The 13880-nt window shown below is 63.5% G+C and carries 14 protein-coding genes and 1 tRNA gene; 10 read left to right on the forward strand and 5 right to left on the reverse strand.

Annotation, left to right across the window (positions count from 1 at the left end; translation table 11 throughout):
* The first annotated feature begins 18 nt into the window (after nucleotides 1-18).
* Nucleotides 19-693, forward strand: a complete 675-nt coding sequence (locus tag B0E50_RS02145; RefSeq protein WP_077439434.1) for an SPOR domain-containing protein — start codon at nucleotides 19-21, stop codon at nucleotides 691-693.
* Between the two features lie 37 nt (nucleotides 694-730).
* Nucleotides 731-806, forward strand: a tRNA-Thr gene (locus tag B0E50_RS02150).
* A gap of 357 nt (nucleotides 807-1163) precedes the next feature.
* Here the strand turns inward: B0E50_RS02150 and B0E50_RS02155 are convergent.
* The gene (locus tag B0E50_RS02155; protein WP_077439435.1) at nucleotides 1164-1832 is read right to left on the reverse strand and encodes a DUF4142 domain-containing protein; all 669 of its coding nucleotides are present in this window, start codon (nucleotides 1830-1832) and stop codon (nucleotides 1164-1166) included.
* A 170-nt stretch (nucleotides 1833-2002) separates the two neighbouring features.
* On the opposite strand from B0E50_RS02155, the gene B0E50_RS02160 reads away from it, so the two are divergent.
* The 4 genes from B0E50_RS02160 (at nucleotide 2003) to B0E50_RS02175 (ending at nucleotide 5711) form a co-directional block, all read left to right on the forward strand.
* A complete protein-coding gene (locus tag B0E50_RS02160) occupies nucleotides 2003-2254 on the forward strand; it encodes a hypothetical protein (RefSeq protein ID WP_077439547.1) in 252 nt (83 codons plus the stop codon).
* 784 nt (nucleotides 2255-3038) lie between these two features.
* Nucleotides 3039-3953 carry an arginase gene (rocF, locus tag B0E50_RS02165; RefSeq protein ID WP_077439436.1) on the forward strand — a complete coding sequence of 305 codons (915 nt, stop codon included), beginning with the start codon at nucleotides 3039-3041 and terminating at the stop codon, nucleotides 3951-3953.
* A gap of 34 nt (nucleotides 3954-3987) precedes the next feature.
* Nucleotides 3988-5352, forward strand: a complete 1365-nt coding sequence (locus B0E50_RS02170) for a tryptophan--tRNA ligase (RefSeq protein WP_077439437.1) — start codon at nucleotides 3988-3990, stop codon at nucleotides 5350-5352.
* 35 nt (nucleotides 5353-5387) lie between these two features.
* Nucleotides 5388-5711: a hypothetical protein gene (locus tag B0E50_RS02175; RefSeq protein WP_077439438.1), complete on the forward strand. Its 324-nt coding sequence runs from the start codon at nucleotides 5388-5390 to the stop codon at nucleotides 5709-5711.
* Nucleotides 5712-5730: 19 nt separating this feature from the next.
* Here B0E50_RS02175 and B0E50_RS02180 read toward each other — a convergent pair whose 3' ends face one another.
* Nucleotides 5731-6114 carry a VOC family protein gene (locus tag B0E50_RS02180; RefSeq protein ID WP_077439439.1) on the reverse strand — a complete coding sequence of 128 codons (384 nt, stop codon included), beginning with the start codon at nucleotides 6112-6114 and terminating at the stop codon, nucleotides 5731-5733.
* Nucleotides 6115-6190: 76 nt separating this feature from the next.
* On the opposite strand from B0E50_RS02180, the gene B0E50_RS02185 reads away from it, so the two are divergent.
* A complete protein-coding gene (locus tag B0E50_RS02185) occupies nucleotides 6191-6694 on the forward strand; it encodes a M48 family metallopeptidase (protein ID WP_077439440.1) in 504 nt (167 codons plus the stop codon).
* 45 nt (nucleotides 6695-6739) lie between these two features.
* Nucleotides 6740-7390: a DUF6348 family protein gene (locus B0E50_RS02190; protein ID WP_077439441.1), complete on the forward strand. Its 651-nt coding sequence runs from the start codon at nucleotides 6740-6742 to the stop codon at nucleotides 7388-7390.
* 65 nt (nucleotides 7391-7455) lie between these two features.
* Here B0E50_RS02190 and B0E50_RS02195 read toward each other — a convergent pair whose 3' ends face one another.
* From B0E50_RS02195 to pdhA, 3 genes are read right to left on the reverse strand one after another with little or no spacing between them, the layout of a single operon-like run.
* Nucleotides 7456-8844, reverse strand: coding sequence for a dihydrolipoamide acetyltransferase family protein (locus B0E50_RS02195; RefSeq protein WP_077439442.1), 1389 nt, complete (start codon nucleotides 8842-8844; stop codon nucleotides 7456-7458).
* Between the two features lie 20 nt (nucleotides 8845-8864).
* Nucleotides 8865-9845 carry an alpha-ketoacid dehydrogenase subunit beta gene (locus tag B0E50_RS02200; RefSeq protein WP_077439443.1) on the reverse strand — a complete coding sequence of 327 codons (981 nt, stop codon included), beginning with the start codon at nucleotides 9843-9845 and terminating at the stop codon, nucleotides 8865-8867.
* 3 nt (nucleotides 9846-9848) lie between these two features.
* Nucleotides 9849-10949, reverse strand: coding sequence for a pyruvate dehydrogenase (acetyl-transferring) E1 component subunit alpha (pdhA, locus tag B0E50_RS02205; protein ID WP_077439444.1), 1101 nt, complete (start codon nucleotides 10947-10949; stop codon nucleotides 9849-9851).
* 303 nt (nucleotides 10950-11252) lie between these two features.
* On the opposite strand from pdhA, the gene B0E50_RS02210 reads away from it, so the two are divergent.
* Both B0E50_RS02210 and B0E50_RS02215 read left to right on the forward strand, forming a co-directional pair.
* Nucleotides 11253-12101, forward strand: coding sequence for a tryptophan 2,3-dioxygenase family protein (locus tag B0E50_RS02210; protein WP_077439445.1), 849 nt, complete (start codon nucleotides 11253-11255; stop codon nucleotides 12099-12101).
* Nucleotides 12102-12207: 106 nt separating this feature from the next.
* Entirely contained in the window at nucleotides 12208-13716 is a 1509-nt protein-coding gene (locus B0E50_RS02215; RefSeq protein WP_077439446.1) for an oligopeptide:H+ symporter, read from the forward strand.
* Nucleotides 13717-13880: the final 164 nt, after the last annotated feature.

Below are 13880 nucleotides of genomic sequence, written 5' to 3' on the forward strand. Positions count from 1 at the left end.
GCCGGTGATGGGGGTTCGATGTTCCTGCGTCTGCTGTTTGTCCTCTTGAGTGCGTTCAATATCGCGGTGGGCGCCTGGCTGTTGCTGGGGCAGCCGTATGCGCACGGTGGCAGTCCGACCGATCCTGGTGTGGCGGAACTGCGCCTGCTGTCGGAATTGCCGACGACGCCTGTAAGTGCCGTCTCGGTGCCAGCTGCTGCAGTTACTTCGGCAGCAGCAACTTCGTCGCAGGCAATCAGCTACAGCTGCCTCGCGCTCGGTCCGTTTGCCACACCGCAGGACCTGCGCAATGCGCGTCAGGCACTGGCTGCACAGGCCACACGCATGCGCTCGCGCCAGGAACAGGCCAGCCAGACCAGCGGCTGGTGGGTGTATCTGCCGGCAGCAGGCAGCCGGCAGCAGGCGCTGGAGCAAGCACGACAGCTCGGCGCGCACAATTTCAACGATTACTTCGTGGTCAGCTCGGGCGATCAGCCCAACACCATCTCGCTGGGCGTGTTCAAGGACCCGGCCAACGCGCGCAAGCGCCGCGACGAGGTTATTGCGGCAGGCTTTCCGGCCCGCATGAGCGAACGCGGCGACAGCGTGCCCGAATACTGGCTTGATCTGGTCGTGGCCGACGGCAGCCATTTCGACTGGCGCAGTCGCATCCAAACCAGCGGGATCGGCTCGCACAGCACCGGCTGTTTTTGAGCTCGGATGATGGAGCCTGCTAGAATCCCCGTCCTTCGCCGGCATAGCTCAGTTGGTAGAGCAACTGATTTGTAATCAGTAGGTCCCCAGTTCGAATCCGGGTGCCGGCACCAGCAACGCCAAAGGCCTGCAGCGATGCAGGCCTTTTTGCTGGGCCGGATTCCGGAAGCAGCCGCATGCTCAAGTGTGTCCCTGCCGCCATTCGCCGCCGTGGATGCGATGCAAGTTGATGACAGCGAAGCCAAGGTCAGGCATAGAAAAGCCCGCCTGAGCGGGCTTGGCCATCTATGCCGGGGGACGGCGTGGGATTATGCGCCTCACGGCGACAACAGCTACAGAGGTGACACAGTTCACATTCACTCATGTTGCCGAGCACTATTTTGTGATTTTCATCACGAAATTGACCCGCTGGCTTGCCGCTCCTTTTGAGTGCATGGATGACAGGCGACTGTCTTGGGCGCCACTCGTGTTCAGTGCTTGGCAACGGGTGCAGGAACAGGCACGGCAGGTGCCGCAACTGTCGGAGCCGTCGCGGCAGGCATATTGCTCATGGGATCGTTCGCCAGCGACTTGGTGGTCTGATCCATGGCCTTGTCGCGTGCATCGGAGACAGCGGCCAGTTCCTGAGCCGACTTCAGATGGGCTTGGAGCGTGGGCAGCGTGGCTTGCGTGAATTTATGCAGATCCGTGTCTTTCGTCTGCTTGTTTTCCTGCGTGAACAGTTTCGCGGCAGCCTGATCATCCTTGACCATGGCCTTCGACCACGCTTGGTCAAACGCACTGCCGCTCTTCGCTTGCAGCTTCCCGATTTCTTTCAGAGCATCCGGTGAGGGACCCGTGGGCAGCATTACCTGTTTGTTCCGGGCCAGCATCTTCAGTTGGTCATTGGTCCCGTTGGTGTCATCGATGGTGCGTTGTGCCAGTTGTCTGGCCTTGGCATCGGAGGACTTGTCCAGCGCCATTTTCCCCATTTGTATCTCGGCCAGACGGCCGGCCGCGGCATGTTGCAAGAACGTGCTGTCCTCGGCGCTGGTTGAACTCTTCATGTCGGGTGAGTCATCAGGCTGGCCCATGGCTGTACAAGCCACGCTCAGAAGCAAGGCGCTGATGAACACCTGGAGCAAGTGTCGCGAAGTCATGTCGATCTTCCCGGTGGCTGGAGAACCAAGATGAGAGCGTATCGACCGAAAAGAGTTCGTGACAAAAACCCATACCGGGACTGAACGTCAATGCGTACTTAACGGCTTTGTCGCGCATCGTGCACTTCGGCGGCGGCACGCTCTGCAAGTGCCAGCAGAGAGAGCGGGTCATGGAAACACTTTACGTGGTGCAGAGTTTTCACGAGGTTGATGGTGCCGTCCTGCCCGAAAAGCCGGTACTGCATGGCATGGAAGAATTCGCACGTCAGCGCGGCGAGCAGCTGGCTACACAATGCGAGGGTGTCCTGGTCTATGCACAAGGTGCGGACACGGATCGCGGCGAGTATTCGGATCCAGTCATTCTCGCGAAGTACGGGCGTGTACCGGATCTGCAACAGCAAAGTTTGTGCGATTGCTTCTAGCCGAAGAGCTGCCCTTGCGATAGGGGGCGTCAGCAGAGGAGCCTCCTCCTTTCGACTGCCGGACGCCTGAGGCCGGGTGACGTGGCAGCTAGTTGCCGCCTTGATTGTGGGTGTGGCGGTAAAAGTTGCCATGACGTAAGAACTTGCCTTACGATCGGTCGGCGGTTGCACAGGGGCAGCCGGGACAATCTATTATGCATACGCTTCTTGCGCACTCCACTTTCTGGCGTGCGATGTCGCTGTTTGCAGGGATGCTGGGGAAAGTCGAAGGGAACGCGAAGCCCGCAGGTACAATAGCCTGCATTGAACTTGTGACCTGGAGTCCGGGCGCTCGCTCGCGCCGCGAGGACGAACTCGCGCGGAGTCGCCACGCCGAATCCAACTGAGGTCGGTGACGGATTTCCGGCGCGATCGCGCCGGCTGGCACGACACCGATTCCCAAAGCCGTGCGATTGCAGCATGGCGCGCCGCCGCCCATTGCGATGAATGGCCATCAGCCTCCGGTAGCCTGACACATTGCGTCCATTCGATCTGCGCTCAGTCATCTATGTGCAGCGCGGTCGTTCCATCCGGTTTCGCAGTGGCCGAACCGCTCCTTCCGGTAAACTCCAACCAGTTCCCGCGGCGCCATGCCGCGGGCGTCTCTTCACAAGGACGGCGGATTCTGTTCTGAAGCAGTGGTGCGTAGCCGAGCTTCACGAATTACCGTCACCATGCTGATGCTGGTGGTGCGCAATGGCGCCGACCTGTGTCATCCGGATGCTACAGGCAGGTATACAGGTTCATGAGCAAGCAGACCGTTTCACTGATCGGCGTGCCGACCGATATCGGCGCCGGACACCGCGGTGCCGCGATGGGTCCGGAAGCGCTGCGGGTGGCCAACCTTGCTGCCAGGCTGGAGCGCCGCGGGCTGACCGTGATCGATCGAGGCAACCTGCAGGGGCCGCTCAATCCATGGCAGCCGCCCACGCATGGCTACCGTCACCTGGATGAAGTAGTGGCCTGGAATACGGCCGTCTATACGGCTGTACATCAGGAACTTCAGGCAGGTCGTCTGCCGATCATGCTCGGTGGCGATCATTGCCTGGCAATCGGTTCGATCTCGGCCGTGGCTCGACATTGCCACGACGAAGGCAAGCAACTGCGCGTGCTGTGGCTGGATGCACATACCGATTTCAACACAGCGCAGGCCACGCCGTCGGGCAATATCCATGGCATGCCGGTAGCCTGCCTGTGCGGTACGGGTCCGGCCGAACTCACCGGGCTCAGCGGCAACACGCCAGCGACTATACCCGACGTTTTCCGCTATATCGGCATCCGCTCGGTGGACGAGGGCGAAAAGCAGCTGGTGCGCGAGGCGAGCATGAGTGTGTTCGACATGCGCCGCATCGACGAGATCGGCATGAAGGGCGTGATGGAAGAGGCGCTGGCCGGCGTCGATGGAAATACCCATCTGCACGTGAGCTTCGATGTGGATTTCCTCGATCCGAGCATCGCGCCCGGCGTTGGCACCACTGTGCGTGGCGGTCCCGATTACCGCGAGGCGCAGCTGTGCATGGAGATGATCGCCGACACCGGTTGCATGGCGTCGCTGGACATCGTCGAGTTGAACCCGGCGTACGACAAGCGCAACCAGACCGCCAAACTGGCGGTAGATCTGGTCGAATCGCTCTTTGGCAAATCCACGCTGCTGCGCTGAGTGCACCGGCCCGCAGACATTACAAGCGAATCCTATGCAGACTCGAGTTCTCACCGGCATCACCACCACCGGTACCCCGCACCTGGGCAACTATGTGGGTGCGATCCGCCCGGCTGTCGAAGCCAGCCGGCGTGCTGATGTCGATGCGTTCTACTTCATGGCCGACTATCACGCGCTGATCAAGAGCGACGATGCGGCGCGGATCGAGCGCTCGCGGCTGGAGATCGCCGCGACCTGGCTGGCCGCCGGTCTCGATCCGCAACGAGTCACGTTCTACCGGCAGTCGGACATCCCGGAGATTCCCGAGCTGACCTGGTTCCTCACCTGCGTCGCCGCCAAGGGCATGCTCAATCGTGCGCACGCCTACAAGGCGGCGGTGGACCGGAATACGGAGACCGGTGAGGACGCTGACGCCGGCATCACCGCTGGCCTGTACATGTATCCGGTACTGATGGCAGCCGACATCCTCGCGTTCGATGCGCACAAGGTGCCGGTGGGGCGCGACCAGATCCAGCATATCGAGATGGCGCGCGATCTCGGTCAGCGTTTCAACCATATCCATGGTCGCGAGTTTTTCGTGCTGCCGGAAGCGCTGATCGAGGAGCAGGTGGCGACTTTGCCCGGTCTCGATGGCCGCAAGATGTCCAAGAGCTACGACAACACGATTCCGCTGTTCGCCGGTGGCAAGAAGCAGTTGCGCGAGACGATCATGCGCATCGTCACCGATTCGCGTCTGCCGGGCGAGCCGAAGGATCCGGACAGCGCTGCGCTGTTCACCATCTTCCGTGCATTTGCCAGCGAGGCCGAGACGACAGCGTTCCGCCAGGCGCTGCTGGACGGCTTGGGTTGGGGTGACGCGAAGCAGGTGCTGTACGAACGCATCGAGACCGATGTGGCGCCGATGCGTGAACGCTACGAGGCGTTCATGGCCGATCCAGCCGCCATCGAGGCGATCCTGCAGCAGGGCGCGCAGAAGGCGCGCGCGATCGCCACACCGAAGCTTGCCGCCTTGCGCGATGCGCTGGGGCTGCGTTCGGCCGGTACCTCGGCGACCACCACGGCCCCGCCGAAGACGGCCACGAAGCAGGACAAAATGCCGCGCTTCGCCAGTTTCCGCGATGCCGATGGTAAGTTCCGTTTTCGCCTGTTCTCCGCGGAAGGCGAGGAGTTGCTGCTGTCGATCCCGTTCGCCGATCCGAAGGCGGCTGGGGCGCTGCAGAAACGCCTCAAGACATTGGGTGCCGCTGCTGCGGTGCTGCAGATCCAGCCCCAGGGCATGATCCTGGATCTGGACGGTGTGCAGGTCGCCAGCACGCCCGACTACCGCGATGCACAGTCACGTGACCAGGCACTGGTGCAACTGCGTCAGGCGCTGGATCAGCTCGCTGCGCAGGATTGATGTGCAGCGGCTCAAGCCGACGGAGTGATTGATCGATGCGTTACCTGGCCATCCTGCTGCTGGCACCGTGGCTGCTGATCCTGTGTTGGGCTTACTGGGCCTATCCGAAAAGCCTCCCGCGGACGTCGGGCCGGCGCATTTTCGATTTCGTGGCCCTGCTGCTGGCGATGATCGGCGCGGTGCAATGCGCGGTGATCGGTTTCGACATGGTCGAGCTGCCGCCGGTCGACCAGTTTGGTCGCGCAAGCGGGGGCATCTGGCAGCAGGTCTTGCCGGCACTGTATGGCTACGGTGCGTTTGCCGCGGTGCTGGTGCTGGCGATGCTTTTGCGCCACGCCTGCTGGGGAAGCCGTCGCTGATTTCGACGGCCGGTCGCCGTCAGTCCCAGCGATTGAGGTGAGGCCCGAAGGCATCGCGTTGCGGGCGCACCACGCAGAAGCGGTGGCCGCTGGGCGCCTCCATCACCCACCAGCGCCCGCGCACGAAGGACACCCGCTTCGCCCCTAGTCGTTCCAGCCGGCGCATTTCCGCTTCCAGATCGTCGGTTTCGATGTCCAGGTGCACGCGGCTGGGGTGATCCACCCGCTGCAGCAGGATGATCGGCTCATCCGCGGCGGTTCCCAGTTCCGCGTACTTGCCGTCACCGTCCTGATCGGGATTGGCGACCGGCTTGCCCAGCGCCTGGCTCCAGAATGCGGTCGCCGCAGCGAGATCGTCGCCGCAGCAGTCGAGGACGAGGGTGCTTAGACGGCTGTGGTGCATGATGATCTCCGCTGGATTCGGCGCGTTCGTTCTACGCCGGCACGCGTGAACCCGGCGCAATGCGAGAATGCCTTCCATGATGCTGCTCAAATATCTCCAGGCGTACCCCGTCGCCTTGCAGGACAAGGTACGCCAGCTGATCGCGCAGCAACGCCTGGATGAGCATCTGGCCAAGCACTATCCGTATCGCCATGCGGTGCAGAGCGACAAGGCGCTGTACGCCTACACGATGGATCTGAAGCAGGAATACCTGAAGAATGCGCCGGGCATCGACAAGGTGTTGTACGACAGCAAGCTTGACGTGGTACGTAATGCGCTGGGGCTGCATACCGCGATCTCGCGCGTGCAGGGCAGCCGGCTCAAGGCGAAGAAGGAAATCCGCGTAGCCGCGTTGTTCAAGGACGCGGCACCGGAATTCCTGCAGATGATCGTGGTGCACGAGTTGGCGCATCTGAAAGAGCAGGATCACAACAAGGCGTTCTACCAGCTGTGTCAGTACATGTTGCCGGACTACCATCAACGGGAGTTCGACCTGCGCGTCTACCTGACTTGGCGCGAACTGCCATCGCCGATCGAATGATGTTTTTGCAAGAGTGGCTTCAGCCGCACCCGGGCGAGGATATGTATGGATAGTGCTGCGCTACAGAAATACCTGCTGCGGTTGTTCGAGCGGCACGATGTCGAGCTCGATGCCGACGAGGACGGCTGGCTGGTCACCGACGATGACTTCCCCGCGATCCGTGCCGAGTGGCATGAGGGTGCCGCGGGTGAGCCGGGTCGCCTCGATATCGACGTGGTGTTGAGCGAGGAACGTCGCATCGAGGAGAGCTTCGCCGGCATCGGTGGTGGTGAGGCCGGTTGCCGCGATGCCCTGCACGCGTTCGAGCAGAATGCCTTCCATCTGCTGCTGGCGGCGTGCTGGTACGTCACCGACGATCGCAAGATGCGGATCGCCGCATGGGATATCGGCGTGCGTACGTGGGATGTGTTCATCGGTCCGTTCAACGCACGCGGTACGGCCGCCGATGCCGTGACCATTCCGGCCGAGGCGCTGGCGGCAGTCGAGGCCACGCTGAAGCGCGAAGCGCTGACGCCCGAGTTGCACTGGGTGCGGCTGGTGCACAGCCAGGTCGCGGAGGGCGATTCACGCAGCGAGGCTTCGCTCGACAACGAGCCGTGGACGGCGGGTACCCTGGCGCTGACTGCGGTCGCGTGGCCGCAGAACAGCGACTACAGCGCGCGCTGCTTCATGTTGCTGGACGTGCGCGATTACTGAGCTCTGGTGACAGAAACAGACAGGGCGCCCGAAGGCGCCCTGTCTGTTTTACGTGTGCGTCTAGGTCAGTTCGGCAACGCCAGATCGTCGAGCATCGCCTTGAGGAAGCGCGCCGCTTCACCGCCGGTGGCGGCGCGGTGGTCGAAGGTCAGCGACAGCGGCATGCGGCGATGCACTTCGATGCCGCCGATCACCGCGACCACGTCGTGGCTGAGCTTGCCGGCACCGACGATGGCGACGGTCGGCGGTACCACGACTGGGGTCGCGTAGCGGCCGGCGAACATGCCGAAGTTGGACAGGCTTATGGTGTAGCCGGACAGTTCCGAGGCGGGGATCGAACGATCCTCGACCTGGGTGCGCAGGCGCTTGATCGCGGCGCGAGTGCCGGCACCGTCGAGCACGTCGGCGTTGCGCAGCGCCGGCACGAACAGGCCGTCGTCGGTATCCACCGCGATGCCGATGTCGACGTGTGGATGCAGGGTGCGGGTGAGGTTCTTGCCGTCGAACCACGCGTTCAGTGCCGGCACCGTCTTGCAGGCCGACACGATCGCGCGGATCAGGCGGGCGGTGATGTCCTGCTTGCCGATCCAGGCGTGCAGGTCGGCGTCATCGACCAGGGTGGTCGGCACGACCTGGGCGTGGGCATCGGCCATCACGCGGGCCATGTTGCGACGCACGCCCTTGAGCTGTTCCGGCTGGCCGCTGGCCTGCACGCTCGGCGGCGCGGTGCGTACCGGCTTGCCGGCGAGCGAGGTGGCAGTGCGTGCCGGCTCGGGCTGCGGCAGCTCGGGGGCCAGATGGCGACCGGCAGTAGCGGCAACGGCACGCGCCGGCGCGGCACCGAGTGCGGCCGAACCGTTCGCGGCAGCGTTCTTCACATCCTGCATGGTGACCACGCCATCGGCACCGCTCGGGCGCACGCGGCTGAGATCGACCTTGAGCTTCTTCGCCAGCGCGCGCACGGCCGGTACCGCCTTCACGCCGCCGATGCTGGCAGCCTGCTCGACGTGCACGTGGCTGCCGCTGACCATCGCGCCGACCACGGTGCCTTCGTCTTCGCGATCGGCCTTCTTGCCGTTGTTTTCGATCTCGCCGCCTTCGTCGGAGGCAACCACCTTGTGGCTGTCGTCCGCGACGGTGCTGCCGACGCTCTTCTTCGGGCCGTGGTGATGGCCGGTCGACTCGGCCTCGGCGCGCTGCTTGGCATTCGGGTCCGGTTCGAATTCGGCCAGCGCGGAGCCGGTCTCGATGATGTCGCCGGGTGCGCCGTGCAGCTTGGTGACCTTGCCGGTGTACGGCGAGGGCACGTCGACCACCGCCTTGGCGGTTTCCATCGAGCACAGCGGGGCGTCGAGCTTGATGCTGTCGCCCACCTTCACATGCCACTCGACGATGGTCGCGTCGGGCAGGCCTTCGCCGAGGTCGGGCAGGTAGAACGTCTTGATATCAGCCATGGGATCGGGTCCGTTGAAGGTTAGCTGGCGGCCAGTGTGCGCTTGGCGGCGTCAACGACGCGCTCCACGCTCGGCAGGTATTTCATTTCCAGGCGGAACAGCGGGATGTGCGTGTCGAAACCAGTGACGCGCTCGACCGGCGCGAGCAGGTCGTAGATGCACTCCTCGGCCAGACGGGCGGCGATTTCGGCCCCGAAACCGGCGGTCTTCGGTGCCTCGTGCACGATCACGCAGCGGCCCGTTTTTTGTACGGATTCAGCAATCGTGTCGAAGTCGAGCGGGGTCAGCGTGGCGACGTCGATCACTTCGGCGCTGATGCCCTGCGCGGCCAGTTCGTCGGCGGCTTCCAGTGCCTCCTTCACCTGTGCGCCCCAGCTCACCAGGGTCACGTCGGTGCCGTCGCGCAGCACGAAGCATACGTCCAGCGGCAGTGCCTCGCCATCGTCCGGCACCTCTTCCTTGTACTGGCGGTAGATCCGCTTGGGTTCGAAGAACATCACCGGATCCGGATCGCGGATCGCGGCCAGCAACAGGCCATAGGCGCGCGCCGGCGACGACGGCATCACCACGCGCAGGCCGGGGATGTTGGTGAACAGGTGCTCGTTCGCTTCCGAGTGATGCTCCGGTGCGCGGATGCCGCCGCCCCACGGCGCGCGCCACACCGCCGGCACGGTGAGACGACCGCGGGTGCGGTTGCGCATGCGCGCGGCGTGGCAGGCGATCTGCTCCATCATCGGATAGATGAAGCCTTCAAACTGCGCCTCGGCGACCGGCTTCATGCCGGCCACGGCGAGGCCGACGGTGACGCCGGCAATCGTGGTTTCGTCGAGCGGCGTGTCGAGCACGCGCAGTTCGCCGAATTTTTCCTGCAGACCCTGGGTAGCGCGGAACACGCCGCCGTTGAGGCCGACGTCCTCGCCCAGCACCACGACGCTGTCGTCGTGCGCCATTTCGTAGGCGAGTGCCTGGGTGACGGCTTCGATGAGAGTGATTTGTGCCATGACTCAATGACCCTTCTTGGATTCGAGCTGGGTTTCAAGCGAGAGGACGTAATCGCGCTGCTTGGCGAGATCGGCGGGGACTTCGGCGAAGATGTAATCGAACATCGCCGTGACCGGCTGGGTCTTGGTCTCGAGGTAGGCATTCACCTCGTTGTCCATCCACTCGTCGCACTCGGCCTTCCAGGCTTCTTCCTTCGCGTCGTCCCACACGCCCTTGGCTACCAGCCAGTTGCGCAGGCGCTTCATCGGTTCCTTTTCCCAACCGTCCTTCACTTCCTGCTCGCCGCGGTAGCGGCGTGCATCGTCGGCGGTGGTGTGATCGCCGAGGCGATAGGTCACCGCCTCGATCACGCTGCCGCCCTTGCCGCTGCGTGCACGCTCCAGCGCGTCTTCCATCGCCTTGCGCACGGCGATGATGTCGTTGCCGTCCACCTGGATGCAGAACAGGCCTGCGGCAATGCCTTTCTGCGCCAGCGTCGGTGCGCCGGACTGGATCTTGCGCGGTACCGAGATCGCCCACTGGTTGTTGACGATCACCGCCACCATCGGCAGGTTCTGCGCGCCAGCGATGTTGATGGCGCCGTAGAAGTCGCCCTTGGACGAGCCGCCGTCGCCGATCGTGCACACGGCCACGCGCTTCTCGCCACGGATCTTGAACGCCAGCGCGGTACCGGCAGCGTGCAGGCACTGTGTGGCGATCGGCACCGACCAGGCGAAGTCGTGGCGTGCCGGTTCTTTCTGGTAATCGTTGCCGCGCTCGTCGCCGCCCCAGTACATGTAAACCTCGCGCGGCTGCACGCCGCGATACAGTTGGGCACCGTATTCGCGGTAGCTGACAGCCAGCACATCTTCCGGCTTCATCGCGCTGCCGATGCCGACGTGCGCGGCCTCGTGGCCAAGGCAGCTGGCGTAGGTGCCAAGCTTGCCGGTGCGCTGCAGGGCGATCGACTTGGCGTCGAACACGCGGGTCGACAGCATCAGCTTGTACAGCTCGACCATGTGGCCGAGGTCCTTCGCGAACTCGGGTAGATCGTCACGGACCTGCTTGCCCTCGGCATCGAGGTATTGCAAGTATTCGATTTCAAACTTGGCGGCGATGGTCACGACTCGCTCCGGAGTGAGGAAAGGGGATTGGGGGTGGTCATATGCGCCTGGGCCAAGGCGCACAAACGACCGCACAAGACCGCACTTGATAGCAGGCGGGCATGTTGCGCTGCAAGGTACGGCGCAGCATTCGTACGCGTACGGAATGGCTGCCCATGGCGATCCGCAAGCTGTTTCGATGTCTTGCAACGGGCCGGTGAGCGAGGTGCCAGTCTGCCCTGCGTGGCGTGATTTCCTGCCGCACATCGGACCGCGTGGCGTGGCAACCGTTACCATGAACCTTTCGGGAGCACACGGAACACCATGGGCGACAACCAGCGCGACATCGAGGCCGGTATCCAGACGGATCTGAACGGGCAGATGACCTACGGCGGCTACCTGCACTTGGACATCCTGCTGTCCGCGCAGCAGCCATTGAGCCAGCCGCCGCATCACGACGAAATGCTGTTCATCGTGCAGCATCATGTTTCCGAGTTGTGGATGAAGCTGCTGATCCATGAGCTGAAGGCAGCCGTGGCGCATCTGCAGATTGACGACATTGACGCCTGCCTGAAGATCCTGGCGCGTGTGAAGCAGATCCAGCGTCAGCTGTTCGAGCAATGGGCGGTGCTGGAGACGCTGACTCCGTCGGAGTATCTGGAGTTCCGCGGCGTGCTTGGGCCGTCGTCCGGCTTCCAGTCGCTGCAATACCGCATGATCGAGTTTCTGCTCGGCAACAAGAACGCGCAGATGCTCAAGGTGTTCGCGCACGATCCTTCGGCACAGGCCACGCTGCGTGAGGTGCTGGAGGCTCCCAGCCTGTACGACGAGTTCCTGCGCTATCTGGGGCGGCGCGGCCACGCCGTGCCTTCGGCCCTGCTGCAACGCGACTGGACCCAGCCCTATCAGTGCAACGAGGCGTTGTTGCCCACGCTCAGGCGCATTTATGAGGAACGTGCGGGTTTCTGGCCGGAATATCACATGTGCGAGCAGCTGGTGGACGTGGAGGAGAGTTTCCAGCTCTGGCGTTTCCGCCACATGAAAACGGTGGAGCGGATCATCGGCCACCGTCGCGGCACCGGGGGGTCGTCCGGCGTGTCGTTCCTGAAGAAGGCGCTCGAACTGGAGTTCTTCCCCGAGCTGCTGGACGTGCGCACCATCCTCGGCAGCTGACTCTGCGGTGGTGCATTTGACGGCGTCGTGCGTGCCGGTTACATCTGCACGATCCATCCATCAATAGATCGCCGCCGGAATCGGCGGCGACGAGCCAGGGAACCGCATGAGCCAGACCCTCGACGCCGGCGCCGGCGACGTGCCCGACTATCCGCAGTTGCTCGGCCATCCGCGTCCGTTGTGGATGCTGTTCATGACCGAGTTCTGGGAGCGCTTTGCGTTCTACAGCGTGAGCTGGGCGCTGGCGTTGTATATCGTGGCGCAGTTCTACCATGGCGATGCCGCCGGGCAGGGCTGGGCCAGCAGCATCTTCGGTGCGTATACCGCGCTGATCTACGCCACCGGCATCTTCGGTGGCTGGGTGGCGGACAAGCTGATCGGCTATCAGCGTTCGATCCTGCTCGGCGCGGCGGTGATGGCTGCCGGCCTGTTCACGATCATGCTGCCGGACCGGCAGATGCTCCTGCTCGGCCTGGCGCTGGTGATCGTGGGTGACGGCCTGTTCAAGCCGAACATCTCCTCGATGGTCGGGCAGCTTTACGGACGCGACGATCCGCGCCGCGACCGCGGGTTCACGCTGTTCTACATGGGCATCAATGCAGGCGCGTTCGTGGCGCCGCTGCTTACCGGCTGGATGGCGTCGTATTTCACGTCGACCCCGCTGGAACAGAACTACAAACTGGTGTTCGCCGCCGCTGGTGTCGGCATGCTGCTGAGTTTGCTGTGGTTCTGGTTCGGACGGCGCAGCCTGCGTGGAGTGGGGCGGCCGGCGGCCGGTAGCGAGAATCGGCTGCGCGTGGTCTGGGTACTGATCGGCGTGGTGATGGCCGTGCCGCTGGTGTACCTGCTGCTGTCGCGGATCGGTGCCGCCGGGTTGCAGTGGCTGCTCGGCCTGCTGTTTGTCGGGGTCGCCACGATGCTGGTGGTCGAAGCGCTGAGGCATGACCGCATCCAGCTGGACCGGGTGATTGCGATGCTGATCATCTTCGCCTTCAACGTGCTGTTCTGGATGTTCTACTTCCAGCTCGGCACCTCGTTCAATTTCCTGGCGGAGAACCTGGTCGACCGGCAGATGTTCGGCGGCTGGGTGTTCCCGGTCGGCTGGTTCCAGTCGGTGAGCCCGCTGGCGATCCTGTTGCTGGCGCCGCCGCTCACGGTGATCTGGGGTGCCCTTGCCAGGCGCGGGCTGGAGCCGTCGATCCCGCGCAAGTTCGGCCTCGGCCTGGTCTTCAACGGCCTGGGCTTCCTGGGGCTGATGTACGGGTTGTCGCGGTTGCTCGATGTGCACGGCCTGATCCCGTTCTGGCCGCTGGCACTGTGTTACGTGCTGCAGACCGCGGGCGAGCTGTGCCTGTCGCCGATCGGCTTGTCGATGGTGACCAAGCTGGCGCCGCCGCGCTTGGTCGGGTTGTCGATGGGCGGTTGGTTCCTGTCGCTGGCGGTGGGCGGCAATCTGTCGGGCTTGCTCGCCGGGCGCATCAGTGGCGAGAGCGGGATGACCGCCGCTTCGGCGCTCTCCGGCTTCACTTTCAGTTTCTGGCTTCTGGCTGGGGCGGGCGTGTTGCTGCTGTTGATCGCACCGTTGATCAACCGGCTGATGCATGGAGTGCGCTAACGCCTTGTGCGACCAGTCGTAAGTTTTTGCTGTTGTCGAGGTGGTTCAAACAGCAGAAGATGCGTGCGACTTGATTTCACAACGGTCGTTCTCCAGGGGGCAAATATGGCACTAGATTTTGGGGCGCGGTTGCGTCCCGACGCACAGCTTCGTGTGTCGAAAGC

Source organism: Rhodanobacter sp. C01, from assembly GCF_002001045.1.
Classification (GTDB): domain Bacteria; phylum Pseudomonadota; class Gammaproteobacteria; order Xanthomonadales; family Rhodanobacteraceae; genus Rhodanobacter.